Annotated in this window: 21 protein-coding genes and 1 tRNA gene; 15 read left to right on the top strand and 7 right to left on the bottom strand. The window is 55.5% G+C overall.

Features of this window, described 5'->3' with window-relative positions; genetic code table 11:
- Positions 1-175 precede the first annotated feature (175 nt).
- From BQ7486_RS07010 to BQ7486_RS06970, 9 genes are all read left to right on the top strand, one after another.
- A complete protein-coding gene (locus tag BQ7486_RS07010; protein ID WP_143183087.1) occupies positions 176-748 on the top strand; it encodes a tetratricopeptide repeat protein in 573 nt (190 codons plus the stop codon).
- Between the two features lie 8 nt (positions 749-756).
- Positions 757-1,347, top strand: coding sequence for a peptidylprolyl isomerase (locus tag BQ7486_RS07005; protein WP_084765765.1), 591 nt, complete (start codon positions 757-759; stop codon positions 1,345-1,347).
- A gap of 16 nt (positions 1,348-1,363) precedes the next feature.
- On the top strand, positions 1,364-1,855 hold the full coding sequence (locus BQ7486_RS07000; protein WP_022372297.1) for a peptidylprolyl isomerase: 492 nt from the start codon (positions 1,364-1,366) through the stop codon (positions 1,853-1,855).
- A gap of 62 nt (positions 1,856-1,917) precedes the next feature.
- A complete protein-coding gene (locus BQ7486_RS06995) occupies positions 1,918-2,706 on the top strand; it encodes a UDP-2,3-diacylglucosamine diphosphatase (protein ID WP_074009488.1) in 789 nt (262 codons plus the stop codon).
- A gap of 163 nt (positions 2,707-2,869) precedes the next feature.
- Positions 2,870-4,699: an AMP-dependent synthetase/ligase gene (locus tag BQ7486_RS06990; RefSeq protein ID WP_074009487.1), complete on the top strand. Its 1,830-nt coding sequence runs from the start codon at positions 2,870-2,872 to the stop codon at positions 4,697-4,699.
- The gene (locus BQ7486_RS06985; protein ID WP_074009486.1) at positions 4,696-5,478 is read left to right on the top strand and encodes a TatD family hydrolase; all 783 of its coding nucleotides are present in this window, start codon (positions 4,696-4,698) and stop codon (positions 5,476-5,478) included. The genes BQ7486_RS06990 and BQ7486_RS06985 overlap by 4 nt, the downstream gene beginning before the upstream one ends.
- Before the next feature lie 15 nt (positions 5,479-5,493).
- On the top strand, positions 5,494-6,264 hold the full coding sequence (locus BQ7486_RS06980; RefSeq protein ID WP_022372581.1) for an ankyrin repeat domain-containing protein: 771 nt from the start codon (positions 5,494-5,496) through the stop codon (positions 6,262-6,264).
- A gap of 268 nt (positions 6,265-6,532) precedes the next feature.
- Positions 6,533-6,757, top strand: a complete 225-nt coding sequence (locus BQ7486_RS06975) for an RRXRR domain-containing protein (RefSeq protein WP_084765802.1) — start codon at positions 6,533-6,535, stop codon at positions 6,755-6,757.
- A gap of 88 nt (positions 6,758-6,845) precedes the next feature.
- Complete coding sequence (locus tag BQ7486_RS06970) at positions 6,846-8,813, top strand: peptidase U32 family protein (RefSeq protein WP_074009484.1); 1,968 nt, start codon at positions 6,846-6,848, stop codon at positions 8,811-8,813.
- Here the strand turns inward: BQ7486_RS06970 and mscL are convergent, their stop codons facing one another.
- Both mscL and paeA read right to left on the bottom strand, forming a co-directional pair.
- Positions 8,814-9,311, bottom strand: a complete 498-nt coding sequence (gene mscL / locus BQ7486_RS06965; RefSeq protein WP_074009483.1) for a large conductance mechanosensitive channel protein MscL — start codon at positions 9,309-9,311, stop codon at positions 8,814-8,816.
- Positions 9,312-9,339: 28 nt separating this feature from the next.
- On the bottom strand, positions 9,340-10,653 hold the full coding sequence (gene paeA, locus BQ7486_RS06960) for a polyamine export protein PaeA (protein WP_074009482.1): 1,314 nt from the start codon (positions 10,651-10,653) through the stop codon (positions 9,340-9,342).
- A gap of 104 nt (positions 10,654-10,757) precedes the next feature.
- Between paeA and BQ7486_RS06955 the strand changes: the two genes are divergently transcribed.
- Together BQ7486_RS06955 and BQ7486_RS06950 are read left to right on the top strand one after the other, a co-directional pair.
- The gene (locus BQ7486_RS06955; RefSeq protein ID WP_074009481.1) at positions 10,758-12,020 is read left to right on the top strand and encodes a multidrug effflux MFS transporter; all 1,263 of its coding nucleotides are present in this window, start codon (positions 10,758-10,760) and stop codon (positions 12,018-12,020) included.
- Between the two features lie 66 nt (positions 12,021-12,086).
- Entirely contained in the window at positions 12,087-13,493 is a 1,407-nt protein-coding gene (locus tag BQ7486_RS06950; protein ID WP_074009480.1) for an amidohydrolase family protein, read from the top strand.
- A 53-nt stretch (positions 13,494-13,546) separates the two neighbouring features.
- On the opposite strand, the gene BQ7486_RS06945 is transcribed toward BQ7486_RS06950, so the two are convergent.
- Positions 13,547-14,812 (bottom strand): L-cysteine desulfidase family protein, encoded by a 1,266-nt coding sequence (locus BQ7486_RS06945; RefSeq protein WP_074009479.1) that lies wholly within the window; start codon positions 14,810-14,812, stop codon positions 13,547-13,549.
- A 230-nt stretch (positions 14,813-15,042) separates the two neighbouring features.
- Here BQ7486_RS06945 and BQ7486_RS06940 point away from each other — a divergent pair, with 230 nt between their 5' ends.
- The 4 genes from BQ7486_RS06940 (at position 15,043) to BQ7486_RS06925 (ending at position 18,387) form a co-directional block, all read left to right on the top strand.
- The gene (locus tag BQ7486_RS06940) at positions 15,043-15,894 is read left to right on the top strand and encodes a DMT family transporter (RefSeq protein WP_162272248.1); all 852 of its coding nucleotides are present in this window, start codon (positions 15,043-15,045) and stop codon (positions 15,892-15,894) included.
- A gap of 17 nt (positions 15,895-15,911) precedes the next feature.
- Positions 15,912-16,562, top strand: coding sequence for a LysE family translocator (locus BQ7486_RS06935; RefSeq protein WP_074009477.1), 651 nt, complete (start codon positions 15,912-15,914; stop codon positions 16,560-16,562).
- A gap of 174 nt (positions 16,563-16,736) precedes the next feature.
- Positions 16,737-16,826, top strand: a tRNA-Ser gene (locus tag BQ7486_RS06930).
- Positions 16,827-17,070: 244 nt separating this feature from the next.
- Positions 17,071-18,387: a tyrosine-type recombinase/integrase gene (locus BQ7486_RS06925; protein ID WP_074009476.1), complete on the top strand. Its 1,317-nt coding sequence runs from the start codon at positions 17,071-17,073 to the stop codon at positions 18,385-18,387.
- 477 nt (positions 18,388-18,864) lie between these two features.
- On the opposite strand, the gene BQ7486_RS06920 is transcribed toward BQ7486_RS06925, so the two are convergent.
- The 4 genes from BQ7486_RS06920 to BQ7486_RS06905 all read right to left on the bottom strand — a co-directional run bounded on the left by BQ7486_RS06920 (position 18,865) and on the right by BQ7486_RS06905 (position 22,117).
- The gene (locus tag BQ7486_RS06920; RefSeq protein ID WP_477174920.1) at positions 18,865-20,142 is read right to left on the bottom strand and encodes an IS1634 family transposase; all 1,278 of its coding nucleotides are present in this window, start codon (positions 20,140-20,142) and stop codon (positions 18,865-18,867) included.
- Between the two features lie 458 nt (positions 20,143-20,600).
- Positions 20,601-21,227, bottom strand: a complete 627-nt coding sequence (locus BQ7486_RS06915) for a Fic/DOC family protein (RefSeq protein ID WP_074009474.1) — start codon at positions 21,225-21,227, stop codon at positions 20,601-20,603.
- A complete protein-coding gene (locus tag BQ7486_RS06910) occupies positions 21,220-21,759 on the bottom strand; it encodes a helix-turn-helix domain-containing protein (RefSeq protein ID WP_235836751.1) in 540 nt (179 codons plus the stop codon). Before BQ7486_RS06910 ends, BQ7486_RS06915 begins: the two co-directional genes overlap by 8 nt.
- Positions 21,752-22,117: a hypothetical protein gene (locus BQ7486_RS06905; RefSeq protein ID WP_074009472.1), complete on the bottom strand. Its 366-nt coding sequence runs from the start codon at positions 22,115-22,117 to the stop codon at positions 21,752-21,754. The genes BQ7486_RS06910 and BQ7486_RS06905 overlap by 8 nt, the downstream gene beginning before the upstream one ends.
- Positions 22,118-23,213: the final 1,096 nt, after the last annotated feature.

The following is a 23,213-nucleotide window of genomic DNA, read 5'->3' as shown; positions in this document are numbered from 1 at the left end:
CGAGATCTTTGAAAAATTCTGAAGCATTTCGCGCGGTGCGGCCTTAAGCGTCATGCGCTCAGGCTTTATTAAAATTCCGCGCAGGCAATTTCGGAGTATAAGCCCGCGGGGCGGCTTTTTACCGCGCCTCAGCCCTTTACCCGAAGCCGGATTCTGAATTTTCCCGGAAGTGACCGTGAAGAAAAACCGTTTTTTACGCACCGTAAAGATGGCTCTTTGGGCGGCGGCAGCCCTGCTTGCCGCGCAGACAGCCGCTGCCGGGCGCTTCGATCCCCCGGATCTTGCCGAGGTGCCGTTTAAGGCGCTCTCCGTTGATCAGTACAGTGATGCGGTGGACGCCCGTGCCGCCAAAGGCGACTACGAAGGGGCTTTGGATATTATCGCGAAGGCCCTTGCCAAAAATCCCAAGTCCGTGCAGCTTCGTTTTCAGCGCTGCGTCGTGCTGGAAAAGTCCGGGGACACAGAGGCCGCCCGCCGGGAATTAAACCGATTTACGGCGATGTACCCGGAAATCCCCGAGCCCTACAACAATCTGGCCGCCATTGAAAGCAATGCCGGAAACCTCGAAAAGGCCGAGGAGCTTTTAAAAACGGCGCTGCGGTTAAGGCCCGCCTTCCGTAACGCAAGGATTAACCTCGCAAACCTCTATCTTGTGCGGGCTCTCACCAATTACAAGGAAGCCCAGGAACAAAAGGCTGAACCGGCCCTGGCCGAACGCATTTCAACACTTTCCAAACTCATTGAATAAATAACACCATGAACCGTTTCTCCTCCCGTATCCGTCTTACTCTGGCTACGGCCGGTCTTGCCGCAACGCTTGTGCCCGCCGCCGTTTTTGCAGCCGCCGATGCCGTCAACGTCGAAATCAGCACCACCGAAGGCGTGATTGCCCTGAGACTTGACCCGGTAAAAAGCCCCGAGACCGTTAAAAACTTCCTCGCTTACGCCGAAAAAGGGTTTTACGACAACACGATCTTTCACCGTGTGATTGACGGCTTCATGATTCAGGGCGGCGGCTTCACGGCCGATATGCGGCAAAAGGCGACGGACATAGCGATCGTGAACGAAGCCCGCAACGGCTTGAGTAACCGCAGAGGCACGATTGCCATGGCCCGCACCTCGGAGCCCCATTCCGCCACAAGCCAGTTTTTCATCAATGTGGAGGACAACACCTTCCTCGACGCCCGTGAAGCGCAGGACGGCTGGGGTTACGCCGTTTTCGGCCGCGTAACCCGCGGCATGGATGTTGTCGATAAAATCGCGCAGGCTAAAACGGGGCGCAAGGCCGGCATGAGTGATGTGCCGGTGAAGACCGTTACAATCCGCTCCGTCAAAATCGTCAAGTAATTGAGGAAAAGTCAACATGATCCGCTTTACCACCAATCTCGGTTCCTTTGATCTGGAGCTCGACGCCAAGGCTGCTCCGAAAACCGTCGCAAACTTTGAGCGCTATGTGAAGGAAGGCTTTTACAACGGCACTCTCTTTCACCGCGTGATCGACGGCTTCATGATTCAGGGCGGCGGCTTTGAAGCCGGCATGCAGCACAAAGAAGGGCACGCGCCGATTGAAAACGAAGCGATGAACGGGCTCAAAAACGACAAGTACACGATCGCGATGGCCCGCACGAGCGACCCCCACTCCGCGACGAGCCAGTTCTTCATCAACGTTTCCGACAACGACTTTCTCAACCACACGGTTCCGTCCGGTCAGGGCTGGGGCTACGCCGTTTTCGGTCATGTGGTGGAGGGTTTTGACGTCATTGACCGCATCGCCAAGGTGAAGACCGGCTCAAGCCGCGGTTTCCAGGACGTTCCCAAGGAAGACGTCGTCATTGAAAAGGCCGAAATCATCTGACTTTGATTGGTTGTTTTTGCGCGGCGCCTGCCGCGTAAAAACTTCAAGGTAGTAACTTTTGGATGACTGCTGCGACTCTGCCGGCTTTGGCGGGCACCCGGACGGTGCCCGAACTCACAAAGCCCGTTTTTATCGCCGATCTGCATCTTTCGCCCGCAAAGCCCAAATCGGTGCGGGCTTTCCTGCAGTTTATGCGGGAAACCGCACCGCACTACCGGGAGCTTTTCGTTTTAGGCGACCTTTTTGAATTCTGGCTCGGAGACGATGCCGCGTGGATTGCGTATCCCGTCACCCGCGCCTTTCAGAAGTACGCCGCCTCGGGCGGCAGGCTTTACTTCATGCAGGGTAACCGCGATGTGCTTTTGGGGGAAGATTACGCAAGGCTTTGCGGCGGGGAGCTTTTAAAACCGCAGACCGTGGTGCAGCAGACCGGGGGCCCGAGAATTCTCCTTTCTCACGGTGACGAGTGGTGCCTTCTGGACACCGACTATCAGGCGTTCCGCAAAATGGTGCGGGACCCCGCCTGGCAGGCCGAGGCCCTCAATATGCCGGTTCTTAAGCGCGTGCTCTGGGCCTTAAAGGCACGCAAGCGCTCAAAGACTGAGAAAAAGGCCAAATCGTTGGCTGTCATGGACGTTGTGACCGATGCCGTCGCAGTCTCCGCGCGAAGCACCGCCTGCTGCTGCGTTATTCACGGGCACACCCACAGACCCTCCGTGCACCTTGAGGAACCGGTTCCCCGCTGGGTGATTCCGGATTGGTCCCTTGACGGCGAAAAGGCGCACCGCTTCGGCTGGATTGCGCTTGATAAAGCCGGTATTCCGGTTTTAACGGTAAAGTCCGATCACTGACAACTGCCGGGAACTGCAGTTTTCTTATGGGATCTGCCAAGATAAACGGCAGGTCCCGTTTTCCTTTGGGCTCCCGCAATTTTTCGCAACAGGGTGTATGCGGCCGGCTAAACCACTCTCTGCGCCGAGTAAAATTGATCGGTTGACTATAAGGAGCACTGCTTTGCCGCGTTTCCCTGAAGAAGCCCGCGTCATTCCGGATTTTCTGGACCGCACCGTACGGATCTGGCCCGACCGTGAGGCCTACCGGTGGTATGACTTTGCCACCAACGAATGGATCTCGATTACCTGGCGTGAGTTTTCCAAGCGCGTGCTGCGCTGGCGCAAGGCCTTTGCAAAGATGGGCCTTACGAAGGGCGACCGTGTGGCAATGCTGCTGCCTAATTCCCTCGATGCGGTTACCTTTGATCAGGCGGCGCTCGCCAACGGCCTGGTGACCGTGCCGCTTCACGCAAGCGACACCGCGGGTTCCTCGCGTTACATTCTTGCTGACAGTGGTTCGCGCTTTCTCGTGACGGTGTCGCTCGCCCGCTGGCATTCGCTCGTTGAAAACGACGAAGACCTCCCCAACCTCACCCGCGTTGTTTTCACAAACGATACCGATGAAGGCACAAGCTGCGGGCACATTGTTTACGGCGGGCTTGAAGCGTGGCTGGCAACCGGTAACGACGTCGCCGAGCTTCCCGAGGGGCCCAAGGCCTCCGACCTCTCAAGCCTTGTGTACACCTCGGGCACCACCGGCCGCCCCAAGGGCGTGATGATGTCGCACAGCAATATTGTGAATAACGTGCGTCAGATGTGGAACGTCACGCAGATCACCGAAGACGACGTGATTCTTTCCTATCTGCCCCTTTCGCACACCTTTGAGCGGACGGCCGGCGCCTACACGGGTGTGGCCTTCGGCGCGTGCCTTGCGTTTTCCCGGGGTGTGTCGCAATTGCGCGACGATCTCGCAGACGTCCGTCCCACGGTGATGAGTTCGGTGCCCCGCATTTACGAGCGCTTCTACAACCACCTGATGGCAATGCGTGCGAAGATGCCCACCAAAAAGGGGTACTTCTTTGACTGGGCCCGGGAAGTTGGCTGGCGGCGATTCTGCCGCGAAAACGATCTGCCGCAGGAAAAAAGCGCGCGGCGCTTCATCGACAGCTTCATGTGGCCGTATCTGGAACGTAAGATTGCGATGAGCGTCAGAGACGTCTTCGGCGGCCGCATGCGCGTGATGCTCTCGGGCGGCGCATCGCTTAACAGTTCCGTCGCACGGTTTTTCTGCGGGATGGGGCTGCCCCTGATGCAGGTTTACGGGCTCACTGAAACCTCCCCCATGATTTCGATGTGCGCCAAGGGGTCAAATCACCCCGCCACCGTCGGTTTTCCGCTTTCTGACACCCAAGTGAGGACCGGCGAAAACGACGAGCTGCAGGTGAAGGGCCCCCAGGTCATGCAGGGTTACTTTAACCGGGAGGCCGACACCCGTGCCGCCTTTACCGAAGACGGGTGGTTCAAAACGGGCGATCAGGCCGATTTAAGTGACGGCGGGCGCATCCGCATCAAGGGCCGCATCAAAGAGATTCTCGTGACCAGTACCGGCGAAAAGATCAGCCCGGTGGACCTGGAATTTGCCATTCAGGAGGATCCCCTCTTTGAACAGGTGATGGCCGTCGGTGAAAACCGGCCCTACGTCTCGGTGCTTACGGTTTTAAATAAGGCCCGCTGGCAGGCGCTGTGCGCCGAAATGCAGCTCGATCCCATGGATCCGGCGACCATGGGCCGCAGAGACGTGCGCACCGCCGTTTTAAAGCGGATTAAGACCGTGACGCGTGATTTCCCGCGCTACGGGCAGCCCAGAAACGTGGCGATCCTGCCGGAAGCCTGGACAATTGACAACGGGCTTCTCACGCCCACCCTGAAACTCAGGCGCAAGCCCATTGCCGAGCGCTTTGCCTCCGAAATCGATGCCCTCTACTCCGGGCACCAGGCTGCGGCCAGATGACAGTTGAATTTTTTGATTCGCACGGGCACATCAATGCCCCGCAGTTTGATGCTGACCGTGACCAGGTGGTCGAACGCATGAAGGCCGCGCATTTGGCGGGCGGGATGGTCATTGCCTGCGAAGAAAGCGAGATTGACGCGGTGGTTGCGCTCGTGCGTCGCTATCCCGGGTACCTTTACGGCGCCTGGGCGCTGCACCCGGAGTTTGAGGTAAGCCCCGAGCGTCCCGAAGTGAGCCTTGAGCGCATCCTTCATATCTGCTCTCAGCCCGAAATGAAGGCGGTGGGTGAAACAGGGCTTGATTACCACTGGTGTAAGGGCGATCTTACCTGGCAGAAAAACCGTTTCCGGCGGCACATTGAAGCGGCAAAAATCCTCGGGAAACCTTTGATCGTGCACGCGCGTGAGGCCGAAGACGACGCCCTCAAGATTCTGATTGAGGAAAAAGCCGGGGACGTCGGATTTGTCCTTCACTGCTTTGCCGGATCAACCGAATGCGCCTTAAAGGCGGCCGATAACGGCGGGATGGTTTCCGTCACAGGACTGCTCACCTTTAAAAACGCGGCGGCACTACAGGAAACCGTACGGAAAATGCCCCTTACCAACCTCATGATTGAGACGGACTGTCCGTACATGGCCCCGGTTCCCTACCGCGGCAAACGCAACGAACCGGCCTACGTCGTTGAAGTGGCCCGCAAGATGGCTGAACTCAAGGGGTTGCCGCTTGAAGAGGTTGCGGCCGCCACAACCGCCAACGCCCGCCGGTTTTTCAAACTTTAAGATTCTTAAATTGCCATGAAAAAGACACTTTTGGTCATTGCGGCTGTCGCGTTTCTTGCGGGTTGCTCCTCCGCTCCCAAGGTGAATGAATTCGGCATTGTGGAAAATGCCGCGGTCACTGTCAAAAAGGCGGGCCCCGAAGAAACCTGGGCAGAGTTTGCAGGAGCCGTCGAACGAAATCGCGCGGATGTTGTCAAAGAGCTCCTCGCGCAGGGCGTAAGCCCCAATACGCTTGTGGAGGACGGTGATCCGGCCCTCGTGCGCGCGATCCGCATGGATAATCAGCCGGTGATTAAGCTGCTCCTTGCAGCGCCCGGCATTGACGTCAATACCCAAAGCCGTCTCGGAGAAGACGCGCTGATGCTTGCAGCCTTTAAGGGCGACAAAGAGCTCTTTAACACGCTTTTAGCGCGCGGCGCAAAGGTCAATAAACCTTCAGGCTGGACGGCACTGCACTACGCCGCCGCAGCCGGGCGCCTGGAATTCGTGCAGATGCTGATTGCTCAGGGGGCGGACATCAACGTTCAGACCCGTGCGGGGGTGACGCCGCTTTATATGGCAGCGCGCATGCCTTCGCGCAAAGTTGTGATGGAGCTTCTCAAAAACGGGGCGTTCCGGGACCTCTGCACTGACCGCGGGGAGTCGCCTGCGGACGCCGCACGCCGCATGGGGGATGAGGACCTCGCGAAGTACCTTGCGGTTGAAAAGTGCGTGAGGCCCGCCGCGAGACCCTTTCAGACGGAACTGCCGACCATCAGCAACCAGCCCAGGGTCAACTACCCCTGACTGAAGTCAGAGGCTTGGCAACAAGTCTTGGTTGACTAGCCTCAGTCCGTTTTCGGACGGACTCCGTTGGTTGGGAATCCGTTCCGTCGCAAGACGGGACGCAAACAGGCACCGCGGGATGTCGATCCTAGTCCCGCGCTCTGCGGTCTGCAGTTAAAAGCTCTGAGAGGTAGGAGCGGTGCTTCAGACAACAAACCCCTTCCAACATTGGCGAAGGATCACCACCGACCGCAAGGTCGAGCAGACGGAGCCCGTGAGGTATCCGTCAATGGAGAACACTTTGAAAGTATTTGTGTTGAATATGCGCGGGCAACCGCTCATGCCGTGCTCCCCGCCCAAGGCGCGTAAGCTCCTTCGGGCCGGCAAGGCCGTGGCTGTGCGCCGAACGCCCTTTGTGATTCAACTGACGGTGCCGACGGGCGAAACCAAGCAGCCGACTGGACGGTACAAAGATTTCTGCCGGTATTTACTACAAGAAACTTTCGCTTCTTGAGAAGCGAAAGATGTTTTTAACTGAACTAAGAAAGGAGGGCCGCGATTCCTCCCGCGTCTGAAGACGCGGGTTTCCTCGCGGAATTTCTATGATTCCAGCTGACGCCGCCCGTCGCTTTCCCCTGGAGCTTCTTGCGCCCGCGCGCGACACGGATGTGGCCCGTGCCGCGATTGATCATGGTGCCGACGCCGTTTATATCGGCGGTCCCGGCTTCGGGGCCCGCGCTTCGGCGGGAAATTCCCTCGCTTCCATTGAGTCGTTTGCGGCCTGGGCTAAAAATTACCACGCGAGAATCTACCTGACGCTTAATACCGTCCTTTTTCAAAACGAAATTGAAGAAGCCCGGCAGCTTGCCTGGGACGCTTACCGTGCGGGCGTGGATGCGCTCATTATTCAGGATCTGGGGCTCCTGGAACTGGATCTGCCCCCCGTAGAACTGCACGCTTCCACCCAGTGCGATATCCGGACGCCCGAAAAAGCCCGGTTTCTCGACAGCCTCGGGTTTAACCAGATGGTCTTGGCGCGCGAGCTCACCTTGGCTGAAGTCGCCCGGTGCCATGAGGCCGTTGACCGCGCCCGCATCGAGTTTTTCGTGCACGGCGCGCTCTGCGTTTCCTATTCCGGGCGCTGCTACCTTTCCTGCGCCGAGTGCGGGAGGTCCGCCAACCGCGGCGAATGCGCGCAACCATGCCGCCTTCCCTACACCGTCTACGATGGCACGGGCCGGCTTCTCGCGAGAAACAAACATGTCCTGAGCCTGATGGATAACGATCAGAGCGCCAACCTTGAAAAGCTCATTGAGGCGGGTGTCACAAGCTTTAAGATCGAGGGGCGGCTCAAAGACGCGGCTTACGTTAAAAACATCACGGCCTACTACCGCGAAAAGCTCGACAAACTCATTGCCGCGCACACGAATGACGCCTGGCGGGCCGCTTCGCTCGGGCACTGCACCTTTACCTTTACGCCCGATCCGGCACGCACCTTTCACCGCGGAGAGACTGATTATTTTGTCAACGGCCGCAGGCGCGTGATCGCGGAACTCGATACTCCGAAAAGCACCGGAGAGCGCATCGGCCGCGTGGTAAGACTCAATCACAACCCCGATACGGTTGACATCAAAACCGAAGCTGAGATCGCTAACGGCGACGGCCTCGTTTACCTTGACGACCATGAGGAACTCCGGGGCCTTGCGGTCAACCGCGCTGAAGATCTTCAAAACGGGACTGTGCGGCTGTTTATCCGTGATAGGCTCACTGCACACCCGGCCTTAAAGCCCGGCGTCACGCTTAACCGCAATAAAGACCATGTGTTTGCGAAAACCCTCGCGGGCGACACGTCCCGCCGCGCGATTGACGCCACGCTTACTTTTGCCTTTGCTGACAAAGAACTGCGGGTAACGGCACAGGCCTGCGGTGCGACTGGTGAAGCCCGGATGCCCTTTGACTGTCAGGCGGCGCGCGATCAGGAACGGGCCCGCACAGGGATCATCAATGCCCTTAAAAAGACCGGCGGAACGCTTTTTGATGCAGCGGATGTTCAGATTGAGGCGCCCGCGGGCAGCCATCTGCCTTTTGTGCCGGTCTCAGCTTTGAATAACCTCAGGCGTGAGGCACTCACCAAACTGCAGGATGCTGTTGCGGCCTCGCACCCCAAACCACAATTGAGGCATGAGCCCCTTGACAATGCGTCATTTAAGGACGCGGCGCTTGACTTTACCGCCAATGCCGCCAACAGCTTTGCCGAAACCTTCTGGCGAAAGCAGGGCGTCATTGCGATTGCCCCTGCGGCCGAAACGGATCCTGCGGTTTTAAAGGACGCCGAAAACCTGATGCACACCCGTCACTGCATCCGTATGGCGCTCGGCTTATGCCCGCGGCTTTTAAAGGGTGACGAAGAAGCCAAGGCCCGCTTTAAGGAAAGAAACGGCGGGCATCTGAAACCCGAACCCCTCTATCTCACCGATAGTAAGGGTCACAGGCTTATAGCCCGCTTTCACTGCAAACCCTGCGAAATGACGATCGGGTTTGCGCCGGCCGGAAGTTTTCCGGTCGTGTAGTTATTTGTTTTGATTCTGCTGCGCTTTTAAAAGGTCGCGGATTTCCCGCAGCAGCGCCACGTCTTCGGGCGTGGGTGCGGGAGCCGCGGGCTTGGCGGCTTCCTGGGCTTTCTTGTCTTCCAAGAGACGGGCGGCCTGTGCTTCGATGTGCTTACGGACGGTGGTCACAACGCGCACAAGCCAGAAGATCACAAACGCAAGGAGCAGAAACTGCACGACGGCTGTGAGAAACGCGCCGTAGCCCAGAACCGTTGCACCGGCCTTGGTGAGCGCTTCATAGGTCTGAGGGCCCGTGTAGTTCGGGGCATCCTTTAAGACGATAAAGAGATTGGTGAAGTCGGGTTTACCCGCCACAAAACCCAAAATGGGGTTCACAACGTCCTTGACCAGGCTGTTTACGATCGCGGAAAACGCAGCGCCGATAATGACGGCGACCGCAAGATCCATGACGTTACCCTTGGAAATAAAGGCCTGAAATTCCTTCAGAAAGTTTTTCACCTGGAGTTCTCCCAAAAATAAAGTCGGCTTAGACGGCGCTCTTAACGGGCGCCTTTTTAATGCGTGTCACGAGAATCTGGTCGATGCGGTTGCTGTCGACGTCCAGAACCTCAAAGCGGTAGCCGCGGAAATTAATAAAGTCCGTGCGCTTCGGGATTTTTCTGAGCTGATACATGATGAAGCCCGCTGCGGTTTCGTAGGGTTTGTCCGCCGTGGGAATGTCGATGTCAAGCGCCCACGCAAGATCAATCGTGGGGGTGGAGCCGTCCACGAGCCAGCTTTCATCGTCACGCTTGACGATCTGCGACTCCTCAGGCGTTAAAACCATATCACCCATCACCGTGCTCATCACGTCGTTAAGCGTCACAACGCCCACGACAATCGCGTATTCGTTCAGAATCACCGCAAAGTCCGTTCTCGAGCGCTGAAAGACTTCGAGGATTTCCGCAAGGCTCAGCGTATCGGGCACAAACTGCACCGGCTGAATAATCCCCTCTTCCTTCAAGGAAATGGGCTTGTTGTCAAGAAGCCTTCTCAAAATCTCTTTACTGGTAATGCACCCTGCGACATGGTCGATGTCCCCGTCACAGACCAGGTACCGGCTGTGCGGGTTTTTGGAGAGACGCCGGCGGATCGTTTCCTCGGTGTCGTCCGTGAAGAAGTGATCCACGCTCTCTCGGGGCGTCATCGCGGTCGTAATCGTGCGGTGCTCGAGGTCAAAGACGTTTTCAATGACGGAGAGTTCCGCGGGGGCCACCACGCCCGCCGCAGCGCCCGCGGAGACTGAGGCCAAAATATCGTCCGGCGTGATCTTGTTGTTTCGCTCAGGGCTTCCGCCCATCATCTTCACAAGCTGCGCGCTGATCCAGTCAAGGATCACAACCATGGGCGCAAGAAGCTTGATTAAAAGTGCCATCACGGGGGCCGCGGCCATGGCACTTCGCTCGGGATTATTAAAGGTGAGGCGTTTGGGCAAAAGGTCAGCAAGCACCACAAAGGCCATTGTCACGATGAGAAACGAGAGCACAAAGGCCGTTGTCGACGCCGCATGCGCGGGCATAATCCTCACAAGCAGCATCTCAAAGAAAGGCGAAAAAACCGTGTCACCCACAACGCCGCCTAAAATGGCAACAGCGTTAAGCCCGATCTGAATCACCGCAAAGAAAGGACCGGGTTTGTCCTGCAGACGCATCACAAGGTCTGCACGCTTGTCTCCTTTCTCGGAAGCGATCTGAAGCCTTGTACGGCTTGAGGCTGCGAGAGCGATTTCGGCAAAGGAGAAAAAGGCGCTGATGAGCAACAGGACGATGAGGTAAACAACTTGTAAAAAAAATCCCTGCATTGGCAAACTTTCCCAATATATTCAATTCATTTCAGCATCCCCTTATTGTAGCATACCTATGAGGATAAACCCCTAAGGTGCTGCAAAACCGCTTTAGTTCCGCTATGGCTTTGAGAGAGAAAAACACGAACCCCTCCTCTTCGCGGGAGAAAGCGCCGACGATCGCCGACGCCGCGCTTCTAGGCTTTATTTCAAGTCTCGGGCCTTTTGCCGTAAACGCCAACGTCCCCGGGTTTCACGCAATGGCCGCCGACATGGGAGTTTCCTTCATCGCCGTGCAGCTCTCGCTCACCGTCTACCTTGCAACCTATGCCGTGGCCAGCCTTTTTGTGGGGGCGGTTTCCGACAGCCTCGGCCGCAAGCCCGTGATCATCGCCGGGATGCTGCTTTTTATGGCGGCAAGCCTCGGAGCAGCTCTTGCGACCACCATCGAAGTCTTTTACTTTTGGCGCTTTGTGCAGGGTTTGACCGCCGCTGCCGGTCAGGTGGTGACGCAGGCCGTTGTCCGTGACCGCTGGGCCGGGCTCGGTGCGGCCCGCATGAATGCTTTGGTTGCCATGTTTTTTGCCGTGTCGCCGGCACTCGCTCCCGTTGTGGGCGGCGCACTCATTGTGCGGTTTTCCTGGCACGCGGTCTTTGTGTTTCTCATTGTCTACGCCGGGCTCATCGCGCTTTTTACTGCTCTTTTTATCCCGGAGACGCTCCCGGCGGCTAAGCGCAGGGCATTCGGCCTTATGCAGCTTCTGACGGACTACCGCAGAGGTTTCACAAACACCGCGTTTATGGCAGGTGTTGCCGCACACGGTTGCTGCTTTATGGGCGGGATCCTCTACTCGGCCGGCGCCGCTGACTTTGTGATCCGCATCATGCATCTCGGGGTGGACGACTTTGCGTATCTCACCTTCCCATTGATCGGAACGTCACTGGTGGGGTCTTGGTATGCCGCGCGCTGGGCGCAGGCCTTCGGTCCCGTGCGGATGCTTTACGCAACGATCGGCTTCATGATTGCGGCAGGTGCGGCATCAACCCTTGCCGACTACAGTTTGGGCTGGGGGTTTCCGTTGATTTTGATCGGCCCCATGCTCTATCAGTTTGGCATGGCGCTTTGCCGGCCGGTGATGATGGCCATGAACCTCGACTACTTTCCGGACAACCGCGGGATGGCGGCGTCCATTCAGCAGTTTTTTGTGACGGCGGGCTTTTCAGTGAGTACCGCCCTGTGGGTGCCTCTGGTGATGGGAAGCGCCTGGAAGTACAGCGCCGTGATGTCCTTTTCGGCTGTTTTGGTGCTCGCGCTCTGGATGATTTCGATGCGCAAAAGAAAATCGGCTCTCAGAGAAACGGGCCTCCGGGAGCCGATGGCGTAACAAAGCGACACTGTCTCCTTCGAGAGGAGTATCGTCTGAGTCAGTTCGAAGTTTGAGGAGAAAACCATGTACGATCTGTTGCTGCGTAACGCACATGTCGTGGATCCGTTGAATCACGTGAACGGCATCGCCGACGTGGCGGTCACTGACGGCAAAATCGCTGCCGTTGGCAGAGAACTCACCGGGGAAGCAAAAGAAACCGTTGACCTCACGGGACTCGTGCTGCAGCCGGGCATCATCGATAGTCACGTTCATTTGGGCTCCATGTGGGGTTCTCCCTACGGTCCGCGGATGCTCGCGATGAAGGGGGTGACGACGTGCCTTGATATGGCAGGTCCCCTGGACGACATCCTCAACAACGTTCCCGAGTACGGCGCCGGGATCAACATGGCGATTCTGCAGTTTGCGTCTCCGCCCTTTACTTTTAAAAATGACCATCCGACAAAGACCGAGATGGTGGAACTCATTGACAAGAGCCTTGACGACGGCGCTCTCGGCGTCAAGCTTTTGGGCGGACACTATCCGCTTAAACCGGAGGTTTCCTCGCTTCTCATTAAGACCGCGCTGGAGCGCCGCACCTATGTGGCCTGGCATGCGGGCACGAGCGAACACGGCTCCAACATCGAAGGCATGAAGGAAGCCGTGGAAATGGCAGACGGCTACCCCCTGCACCTTGCGCACATCAACGCCTACTGCCGGGGTGCAATCCGCCCGGAACTTGAAGAGACGCTGCAGGCGATTGATCTGCTGAAGAAAAACCCGAACATCTTCTGTGAAAGCTACATTTCGCCCAAAAACGGGACGCGTCTTACCTGCTTCCCGGACGGAAAAATCCAGTCCAAAGTGACGGGAAAATGTCTGCGGCGCTTCGGCTTTACCGAGGACGCTGACGGCGTTAGAAAAGCCCTTTTGGCCGGCAAAGCCTTTGTGGTCTATGACGCGGGCGGCTATTCCGATCTGATGACCGGTGAGGAAGCCTTAAAGCGCTGGGAAGCCGCCGGGACCGACGTGGGCGGCAGTTTCAACGTCAATCCCCCGATTCCGAGAATCATGCTTGCCGAAGTCAAGCGCGATGACGGCAGCTTTGTTGTGGACGCGATTTCCACGGACGGCGGCTGCATTCCGCGCAACGTCATCCTCTCGCAGGGGCTGTCCCTTGTGAAGCTTGATGTGCTCACACTCACGGAATTTGCCCAGAAAACGTCGCTTAATCCGGCCCGGATGCTGCGGCTTAAAAATAAGGGACACCTCTCGGTCGGCGCAGACGCCGATATGACGGTTTATGACTACGCGACCCAGGAGCCCAAGGCCTCCTTTGTTGCGGGCCGCAAGGTCCTCTGGGACGGCAAGGTCGTTGCCAAGGGCGCAACGGTGATCTGCACCGAGCGCGGTCAAAAGGCGATCCAAGCCCGCGGCATGAAGGCGATTGTCGTTGATCCCGGCAAGCAGGTCGAACGCGTCAAAGCGCTTTGATTTGCTGTCGTCCAATAAAAACAGCCGGGGCCGCAAATCCGGCTGTTTTTATTTCAACACTGTAGCATCACGTCGATAATTTCGCGGTCGGTGGAGACCATGCCGCGGCTGGCGATGCGGCCCACGGCACGGGCCGTTGAGTCCGTTGTGCTCTGCACGATGCCGTCGCCGGCTTTAAAGGTCTGATGGTTTTTCACCATGTCAAGCGCCAAAAGCGCTCCCTCCACCGCCATTGAGATTTTGGCGGCGCATGAGGACTTTGCGCCGTCGCAGAGAATACCGGAGGTAATCGCAAGGGCGTTGCGGATGACGCCCAAAATTGCATTGTCTGTGAGTCCTTCAAGAAAACCAATCCCCGCGCCGCTGCCGCAGCCCGCGCTCACCGCCCCGCAGTAGGCCGAAAGTTTTCCAATCCCCTGTTTAAGAGCAATTGTCACAAGATCGCTTAAAAGCACGGCCCTCAGTGTCGTTTCCCGGTCTATTTTAAGTGCCCGGGCAAAAATCAGAACCGGGACGCTTGCGGTAATGCCCTGGTTGCCGCTGCCGGAGACAATGATGACCGGCAGTTCGCAGCCGTTCATGCGGGCGTCAGACCCAGCGGCTGCCCAGGCGCGGGCCTGCGTGGCCGGATCTTCGGGGTTTCTCGCTAGAAGAATCTTTCCGATCGTGGCGCCCCAATTGTCTTTAAGGCCTTCTGCGGCAATGGCGCTGTTGCAGTCGATCTGCCGAATGAGGAGCGTCTCGGCTTCCATAAGCGGCATGACGCGTGCCGCTTTGATAAGTTCCGGAATTGACCAAGCTTCGCCGTCAGCTTGAGCGTCAGCGCAGACATCGTCTTTTGAAAGTATCGTCACGCCGTTTTCTTCGATCCGGGTGATGTTGGTGTGGTATGTGCGTATTGTCACTGCCGCGGTTTTCCCGCCGAGGCTCCCCGTCACCTTGATGAAAAAGACGTCCGGCTCATGGGACTGCCGTACTGTCATAGGTAATTTGGCACGTTCGCGGATTTCAGCGCGTTCCGTGTTGCTCACGTCCGCCAACACCTGAAGTCTTGCTTCAGGACGGCGGCAAACGAACCCCGCTGCGACCGCCGCTTCAATGCCCGAGAGCCCTCCGGTATTGGGCACAATGACGCTTTTGACGTTTTTAACGATGTTGCGGGAGACCTCCACATCGATAGCTTCCGGGTAGCCGCCGAGGCGCTTGCCGACTTCGGCTGCGGCATAAGCTAGCGCAATCGGCTCCGTGCAGCCCATCGCGGGCTGAAGTTCTGCAGCAAGTGCCTCATGGTATACCTTAAATTCGTCATTTGTCGGCATGTTCTCTCCCAGGGAACTGAAGCTACACAAAAGCACTTAGAATACTAACAAGACAAAGCAGGAAGAGAAAAAACGGCACGTCAGATCTTTCCGGCAAAACCGGCGGAGACAGCCTGAGATTGTTGCAGCGGCTTTCCAACCGCCGGTTAAGGCGACAAAATCAGAACATCGGGACGTTAAAGGCAAACAGAAGGAGTGGTGTCCGTATGTCAGTCAGAGAGTCATGCTGGATGCTGGTTTCAGCCTTTCTGTTTGCGCTGATGGCGCTTTTTGCGAAGCTCTCCACGGCCTATTACGGCGTAATGGAGATCATTTTTTACCGCTCGGTGCTCGGCGTTCTTTTTGTCGGTGCGCAGATGGCCGCAAGACACATCAGCTTCAGACCGCACTTTGTGAGTCACCACATTGCCCGGTGCCTGGTGGGAACGCTCAGTATTTCCCTGGGTGTCTACGTACTGGGGGTTCTGCCGCTCGGAACCGCGCAGACGCTTGCGTATACAAGTCCGCTTTTCTTCTCGCTTTTCATCGTGATCGCAGCGCGCCGCGCAGGTAAGGCCATGGACTGGCCGCTTCTTGCCGCCGTGGCCGTTGGTTTCGTCGGGGCTGTCCTCATCCTGCGTCCGGACTTTTCCTCGGTTGAATTTATGGCCGTAATTCTCGGGCTTTGCGCCGGCATGACGGGTGCGGGCGGCGACTGGGGTATCCGCGATTTGTCGCTGCATAAGGAACCCAACGAGCGCATAGTCTTTTACTTCACGCTCACGGGCACTGTTTTCGGTGCCGTCATCACGCTCTTTACCCCCGAAGGCTTTCACAGTCATTCGGCGGAAAGTATCGTGCCGCTGCTTATGGTCGGCGTTGCCGGGACTGCCGCTCAGCTCACGCTCACACGTGCCTGGCAAAAGGGGCAGCCCCTTGTAAACACCGTTTTTCAGTTTTCAGGCATTGTCTTTGCGCTGATTTTAGGAGCGCTCGTTTTCGGCGAAAAACCCGATACCGTGACCTTTATCGGCATTGCCGTTGTGTTTGCCGCAGGGCTTACGGCCGGCATCATTCGTGTGAGAAACCCCCGACTTAACTGACCGCAGGACGTTGTTGTATGGTCAACCCGACGCTTTATCTTCTCTTTCTGGGAATTGCCGTTCCGACGGTGCTCACTCCGGGGCCCGGCGTTTTAATGTCGCTTACAAACAGCATTCGCCTCGGAGTGCCCCGTGCCACGCCGGGCATTATCGGCGTAGCGCTCGGCACATTGATGATTGCCGCCCTGTCAGCGACGGGCTTGGGCGTCATCCTTGCGGCTTCGCCTACGGCCTACAATGTCATTAAGCTCGCGGGGATGGTCTTTATGCTCTACCTGGGCTGGAAGCGCTTTAATGCAAATCCGAATTTCCTCAGGGTTGTCAATTACACCGGCCGAAAAGAACAGGGCGCGCCCGAGGCCGGTCCGCTGCGGCTTTTCGGAGAAGGTATTGTCCTGCAGCTCTCCAACCCGCAGCTCATCATTTTTTATCTGTCGCTTTTTCCGCAGTGCATTGACGACAACAAGCCCTACTGGCCGCAGTTCGTGTTTCTGTCGCTTTCCTACACACTGCTTGTCTGGATCATTCATTCCTGTTACGGCTGGATGGGGCACAAAGCCGCAGAGCGCTTTATGACTCAGAAAAACTGCATCTGGATCAACAGAATTTCAGGCATCGCTTTCTGGCTCTGCGCCCTGTGGCTGCTGTACTCGCTGGTGGCCGGCTGATTTTTTTCCTTTTACTACAGAACACTAGCCGTGAACTCGCAGAAACAGTGCGTTTGAAGCAACACAACCGGGAAAGTTCTGTATATAATGCGCATTCTTCGCCGGCCCCATGAGGGTTGTTTCGGGCTGTAAACCACGGTCCCAGAACTCAGAGAAAGCGGTGAAGTGCTTCGCGGAAGGGTGGCAGAGTGGTTGAATGTACCGCCCTGGAAAGGCGGCGTGTCCAATAGGGCACCGAGGGTTCGAATCCCTCCCCTTCCGCCATTGATTAACCTCGCAAGATATTGATCTTGTGAGGTTTTTTGTTATCTTTGGCTCGTAATCCACTGTTTCATAAACCAATTTCGGCATTTCGCCGAAGTTAAACGCCTTTTTTAAACAGCCTTCCTTTTAACCTCTATTTCACGGTGTTTCAAAACAAGGGGGGAAGAAATGGGGGAAAGAACGCCGTCACAGGCGGCCACTCTGAAAATCCCCGGATCTTCTTTCCCTCATAAAGGAAGAGCGTATGAGACAGCAGGATGTTTTTTTATTACCGGACGGAAGACACGGTTGCGGCCGCGGACTGCAGCTTGTCGTAAAGAACAACGGGAAATCCCGCAGCTGGATTCTTCGGCTGTGCCACGGCGGCCGTCGTTATGAGTTTGGCCTGGGTGCGGCAAAAACCCTGTCACTGAAAGCTGCCCAGGTTAAAGCCGACCAATACCGGGGATTGGTCGCGAGCGGTTACGACCCCAGACCAGCCGCCTCTCCGGCTCCGGCGTCAGCCGATCTGCCGGCCGAAGCGCCTCTGCCGGCTGAAGAGCCTGTCCGCAGATCAAAAAGTACGGCGGCGGAAAAAGAAAAGGCCCCGGAACAGCTGGTGCACCGATTTGAGGATGTGGCCGACGAAGCCATTCGCGTCTGTGCTGAAGTGCGTCAGTGGCGTAACGCGAAGCATGAAATGCAATGGACGAGTACGCTGAAGACTTATGTCTTTCCGAAACTCGGTAAAAAGGATGTGGCCGAGATTACGCGCGACGATGTGCTCTCCGTCTTAAAACCCATCTGGAAAGAAAAGACAGAGACTGCCAAGCGTGTCAGAGGCCGCATGGAAATCGTCTTTGACTACGCAGCCCGTCGCGGGTGGCGAAAGACCGAGAATCCGGCCAAGTGGTCCGGATACCTGGAGTTTGACCTCCCGAATCCTGAAAAAATCACGGTGAAATCCCATCATGAAGCACCGACCATCCCGGAATTACAGGCCGCTGCTATCGAGCTCTACCGTACCGGCTCCCGCAGCACACTCTGCACGCTCTTCGGAATCCTAACGGCGACGCGCTGCCAGGAATTTTGCGGAGCCCGGTGGGAGGAAATCAACTTTGAAAACCGAATCTGGAGTATTCCGCCTGAACGGCGTAAGGACGGCAAACCCTATCCGCACAGGGTGCCGTTAAGTCCCTGGGCTGTGAAGGTTTTGAGGAAGGTACCCCGGAGTACTAACGGGTGGATTTTTGAAGGGACGCGTCAGCCGCATATTCATTACGGGACGCCGAGAGTCATTATCCGGCATTACATCAAGCGCAATGTCACCATGCACGGGTGCCGGTCAAGTTTTTCGGATTGGTGTGCAGAAACCGGAAAAGACGTGACGCTCACGGAAAAATCACTCATGCACAGTACCGGCAACGCGGTCCGCGAGGCTTATCAGCGCTCCGACCTGCTCGAACAACGCCGGCCCCTCATGGATGAGTACGCCAACGTCATTATGGCGAAAGCCTGCGAAGTCCTTGTCCGCCTGTCGGCTCGATCGGTCTCAGCGACACGGACTTCTGAAATTCGGTAAAGGGTACCTGAACGAGTTTGGCGGCCCGCAGTGCGTTGTTGATCCAATTCTGGACGTACATATCCACTGTGGGCTTGTACCAATATTTTTGGCCGACAAGCGTGATGGACTTCGGAAAACCGTTGTCATGTAGCGTATAGATCTGATACAGAAGTGCGTTAAGAATCTGACACACCCGAAATTAATTTTTGACTCATTTCGTCCTTCTTTTTTTGCTACTTTGTTGCGCGAATTTCTGCCACACAAAGTGCGCTTAAATCTGCATCGGCTGCCCCGCTTTTCTGTGACACACTCCGAGTGCTAAAAATCAACACAGGATGATTGTCTTTCCCTGCCACTACAGAACGCTGGCACGCCATCAGAGTTTCTTGGCTTGACGCCGCAGATCCCTGCCGCTCTCGCGGCGCTATCCCCTGAACTTCCCAAAAAATTTGCACTCAAACACCGGCACGGGTGATTATTTCCCCAAAAAGGTCATCAGCTCCTGATAGGTCTTCCGGCTGGTTCTGAGAGCCGCGGCGATGTTGGCTGCCTGCACCTCTTCCTTTTCTTTCTGCAGGGCAAGCAACTTTTCAGCCCATGCGTTGTATCGAGCTTCCGCCGCCAGGAGTNGATGTAGGCCTGCTCAGCAGACATGGTCTCTGAGGTGATGATGGCAAAGTAACCGCACAGATCGAGTTCACGCTGCACAACCGACTCTTTCTCCTCGGCGTACAGGAACGTCTTTGCCTCATCCTTGGTCTTGCCTTTCATAAAGTGGCAGTGAAAGTAGTTGAGATACTCTTTTGGCAGCTCGACTTTTTGGCCTTCCAGGGATTTCAGCGTTGCAGCCATTCCGGCTATTTTCTTTTCTACCCGGTCTCGCTCAGCGGCCATCTTTGACGGACTGAAATACAGGTGGAAATAACGCTTGTGCTTATCTCCGGAGAAAAGGTGTTTCGCAACGGTAACGCCGTAGACTCCGGTAGGGCCGATCTTTGCCTTGCGGGTGGATTCGAATGTGTGGCGCTTCTCTTCAATGACGGTGTCAACCAATGCCTTACAGCCTTTCACCATCATGATGAAGGAGTAGCCGCAGGCATCCAGGTACTCGATGTTGTCGCGGCTGAAATAACCTCGGTCGAGAATGAGTCCTAAATCCTTGTAGCCGTAGGCCTTAATTTTGTCGATAAGAAACCGTAGCTGACTGACATCGTTGATCGAACCGGGATACTCCTCGTAGAAAAGAGGCTCTCTGTTGGTTTTGTCAAAGGCGACAGCGACATTAATGACGGGGACTCCCTTGTCTACTTTTGCGTTGCCGAACTCGGCGTAGTCGATGTCGCCCGCCTGCAGATTCTTGTTGGTCGAGTCGTATGAAACGTAGATGCGGTTTCTATGGTCTCTCTGCGCATTCCAGTCATCAAGGAAACCAAAAATCTGATCCTTGGTGACGGATGAAAAGAACCGGGAAACCGTGGAGTCGCTTTTGATTTTCTGGTTTTTGGTAAACAACGGATGCGAAAAGGCGAAGTCCGGGTAGTACTGCCCGGCGTTGTCTTCGTTGACGATCAGATAGCTCACCAAGTCCAGAAGAAGCCCTGTGCTCTCACCGAAGTGCTTACTCAGCATCGGCTTGAGCCTGTACTCCTCCAAAATCTTGTCAAAGACAAGATGCGGGCCAATTTTCAGGCAGCAACTGCGATCAACTTCAGCATGCTCTTCGGGTATGGCTGCCGTGGGGAAGTACTTCTGGTAATTCTCGTTGGGCACCATCATCTTGTCATCACCGGGACACACCTTCCCGATGGTGACTCGCTTGGGCACGTTGTATCTTTTCTTGGCGTCATACACACGCTCAAGCTCGTATAAGACGTAGACCCCGGCCTTGCGTTTCGCCTTTGTAATTTTCCCGGCAATCACGGGAATCGGAACCTTTCTTTCAGCCATTTTTCTGACTTATCATCGAGTGCAATCGCTACACTCAATAATAAATAAAAAACTCGAAAATGCAACAAATTTTTGAAGAAATTCAAGAAAGAAATGCAGATCCGAAGGCTTGAGTGCAACGTTGTTGGGAAGTCCAGGTATATGCTCGAAACTCTATAGCAGAGTCTATTTTGGACAGCAGTGAGAACCCACCTTAACTATTTCGATTCACAAACGTGATAGCCCATGGAAGGAGCTAGCTCTGGTTCAGATCGGCTCCAATGACATCGCAAAGCCGCCGATAGTTATGTACTTGCTTGTCGCGACAGACATTTCTCCAGTAGCTCGCTTAACGGAACCAAGGATCCGTTCATGCTTTCGATCATCGCTTCGACCAACGCAACATGGGAAATCTTTTCAAAAGACAAGTTCCATCCGTGTTTGTCGGCAAAGATCTGGAAGAACAGGCGTGTAGATCGCCCGTTGCCCTCACGAAATGGGTGCAGTGCGTTAACTTCCGACAGGTAGTAGGCTAATCTGCAGGCGCATCGCTTAACATCCATTTCGGAGAAATTCTCTCGTTGCATTTTGCCAAAGATTCCGCGGGCATACGACTCAATCATAGGGGCAAAGCAGAAGACGGATTGCCCCTTACTGATGAACCCTTGTTTGCGAATCTCTCCAGCCCAATCGTAAAGCTCGCCAAAAAGATACTTATGGACAGCTTGAAGGTGCTTAAGATCGAAATTCCCAGTCGGAATATCGTCGTCACTTTGCTTCGATTTAACAAACTTAGAGTCTGTGATTTGACTCTCTAATTCGGATAGCAGGTCCTGATGTTTGATCCCGAATTTGTTTCGCAATATTTGGGTGCCAGGATAGACATAAGGATCCTCCAAAGAATCGTATTTGTAATCGTACTCATCAGACACGGTCGCGCGCCTCCTGCTTTGCGAGAGCTTCGGCGACATATTTCTTGATCAGATCTTGTCTGGAAATATCGCCTCGAACCATTTTCCACAGATCTTCAACTTCATTAGCAGGAACCGTTCGGCCTTCGCATGCCGATGTATGGACAGCGGCCGCAATGGCAGCTTCAGCACTGGGAAAAATTCCGTACCGTTTCTTGACTGGCTTAAGTGTCAATTCAATGCTCAATCCGATTGCTCCCGCATACCGCTGGAGAGCAGATAAAGTGACGTCAGCTCCTGTAAGCAGACGTTTTTCGAGACGCGCAACCGCCGATTGGGTCGTGGCCATTGCTCGGGCAACTTCAGTTTGCGACAGGCCATGCTCCTTTCTGTAAAAGACCATGGCGGAGGTGTGAGTAGCAAAGTTCATTGCAGTTAAAATAAAAAGGATATGCGATATTATAGCAAATGAGTCATATTTGGCGTCCGTTAAAGAAATTTGGCCAGTAAAAATTTCCGGATTTGGCGAGTTTTTTCCTCTGTGCCTAAACAACCCGCGCTTGAAAGCGCGGGGTTTCCTGACACGGTGCAGGCTTTCCCGTAACAGGCAAGGTTTTTGAGGCCTTGTCTGCCCGGGCGTCCCCTGCACCACAGGAACATTTAAAACGCAACCGCTCTACGGGCACGGGCTTCATCAGCTCGATCCGTCGGTTCCGGCGAAGGACTGCTTCGTCTTGCCGATTCGCTGGTTTGTACTGCACTATCGATCCGGCGTTCCCTGAGACTTGTTTGAGCCTCGCAAGCGCTGATTGCTCAGCCTTCAGATCGTAGCTGTCAGTGGCGGGATCCGCAAAATACAGGTTCATGGCTGCCGCAAGGTCGCGGTCCATGTACCAGTCCGTGTCTCCCAACTGATGACTTCTCTCCCAAAGAGCCTTCTTACGGTACANTGCGCCAACGCAATTTTCGCTTCAATCGACGTCACAGATTTCATTCTCGGCATCATCGTCCTCTTCGGGTTCATTGTTGTCTTTTTGATTGGCGGCCGCTGCGGCCAGTGACGCTGCTATCGATGCTGCACCCCTGCGGACATCATCTTCATTCATGCCAAAGCAACTGAGGATAATTTTCTGCGTTCTTGTTACGGCGTGGTCCAGCCCATAAAGTCCGCTTTGCCGTCTCACAAGTTCAATTTTTTCCAGCTCTTTCAGGGCCGCAGGCACTGTCAGAAAATTCTTTCTTTTCTCGGTTCTGAGCATTTCCTCTTTGAGCAGGATGTAGAACCGGTTGCGGATGATCAGGGCAATAAACTCAATGAAAAATTTGGCTGAAATCGCTTCATTGCTTTGGACCCGNGCACTCCCGATTCGTGTCTCTGCGGGAGCGGTCCATGGCACGTAAAAGACGCGCAATCTCCTTTTCCTGAGAGACAGTACCCGCGCTCACCAAAATCTTTTGCTGCCACTCGGGGCTGTAAAACGTCATGGTCCTCGGGCCCGGGTCAACAGCCACCTTGAGATCCTTGGGAGCGTAAACGTGCTTGACGGGCGGTACGCCTTCGACAATGAGCTGAACAAAGTAGCGCATACGGCCGCGGATCATCCGCCAGAGAAGACGGCAGTATTTGACACGCTTAAAGCCGGACGGATCTGTTGCTGAAAGAAGAGCTTCTTTCTGCCAGGCATCCGGGGCTTCAGCCTTTATCACCAGATCCAGAACCTCGAGCGTCCATGTCTTAGCCTTCCAACGCAACCCTGTTTTGTTTAATTTTCCCTCAACGCTGTGCAAGCCCCGTTTAGCACTCTTAAACCGCGGCTGACCGCCCTGATGAAGCAGCCAGCGCTCAATGCCCTGCCAGACACGTGTGGCAATTTTCTGCGCTTCGTTGATGCCGATGCGCTTTGTAAAGCCGCCCTTGGCACGGTGCTCTTTCACGACATCATGCAGGGCATACTGGGAAAGGAGGGCGGACTTCTGAATTTCCTTAAACCGCTTGTTACGGTCTTT

The sequence above is a fragment of the Duodenibacillus massiliensis genome, from assembly GCF_900128485.1.
In the GTDB taxonomy this organism is placed as follows: domain Bacteria; phylum Pseudomonadota; class Gammaproteobacteria; order Burkholderiales; family Burkholderiaceae_F; genus Duodenibacillus; species Duodenibacillus massiliensis.
Note: the sequence above shows the minus strand (reverse complement) of the source record. Positions and strands in the feature narration are given on the sequence as shown.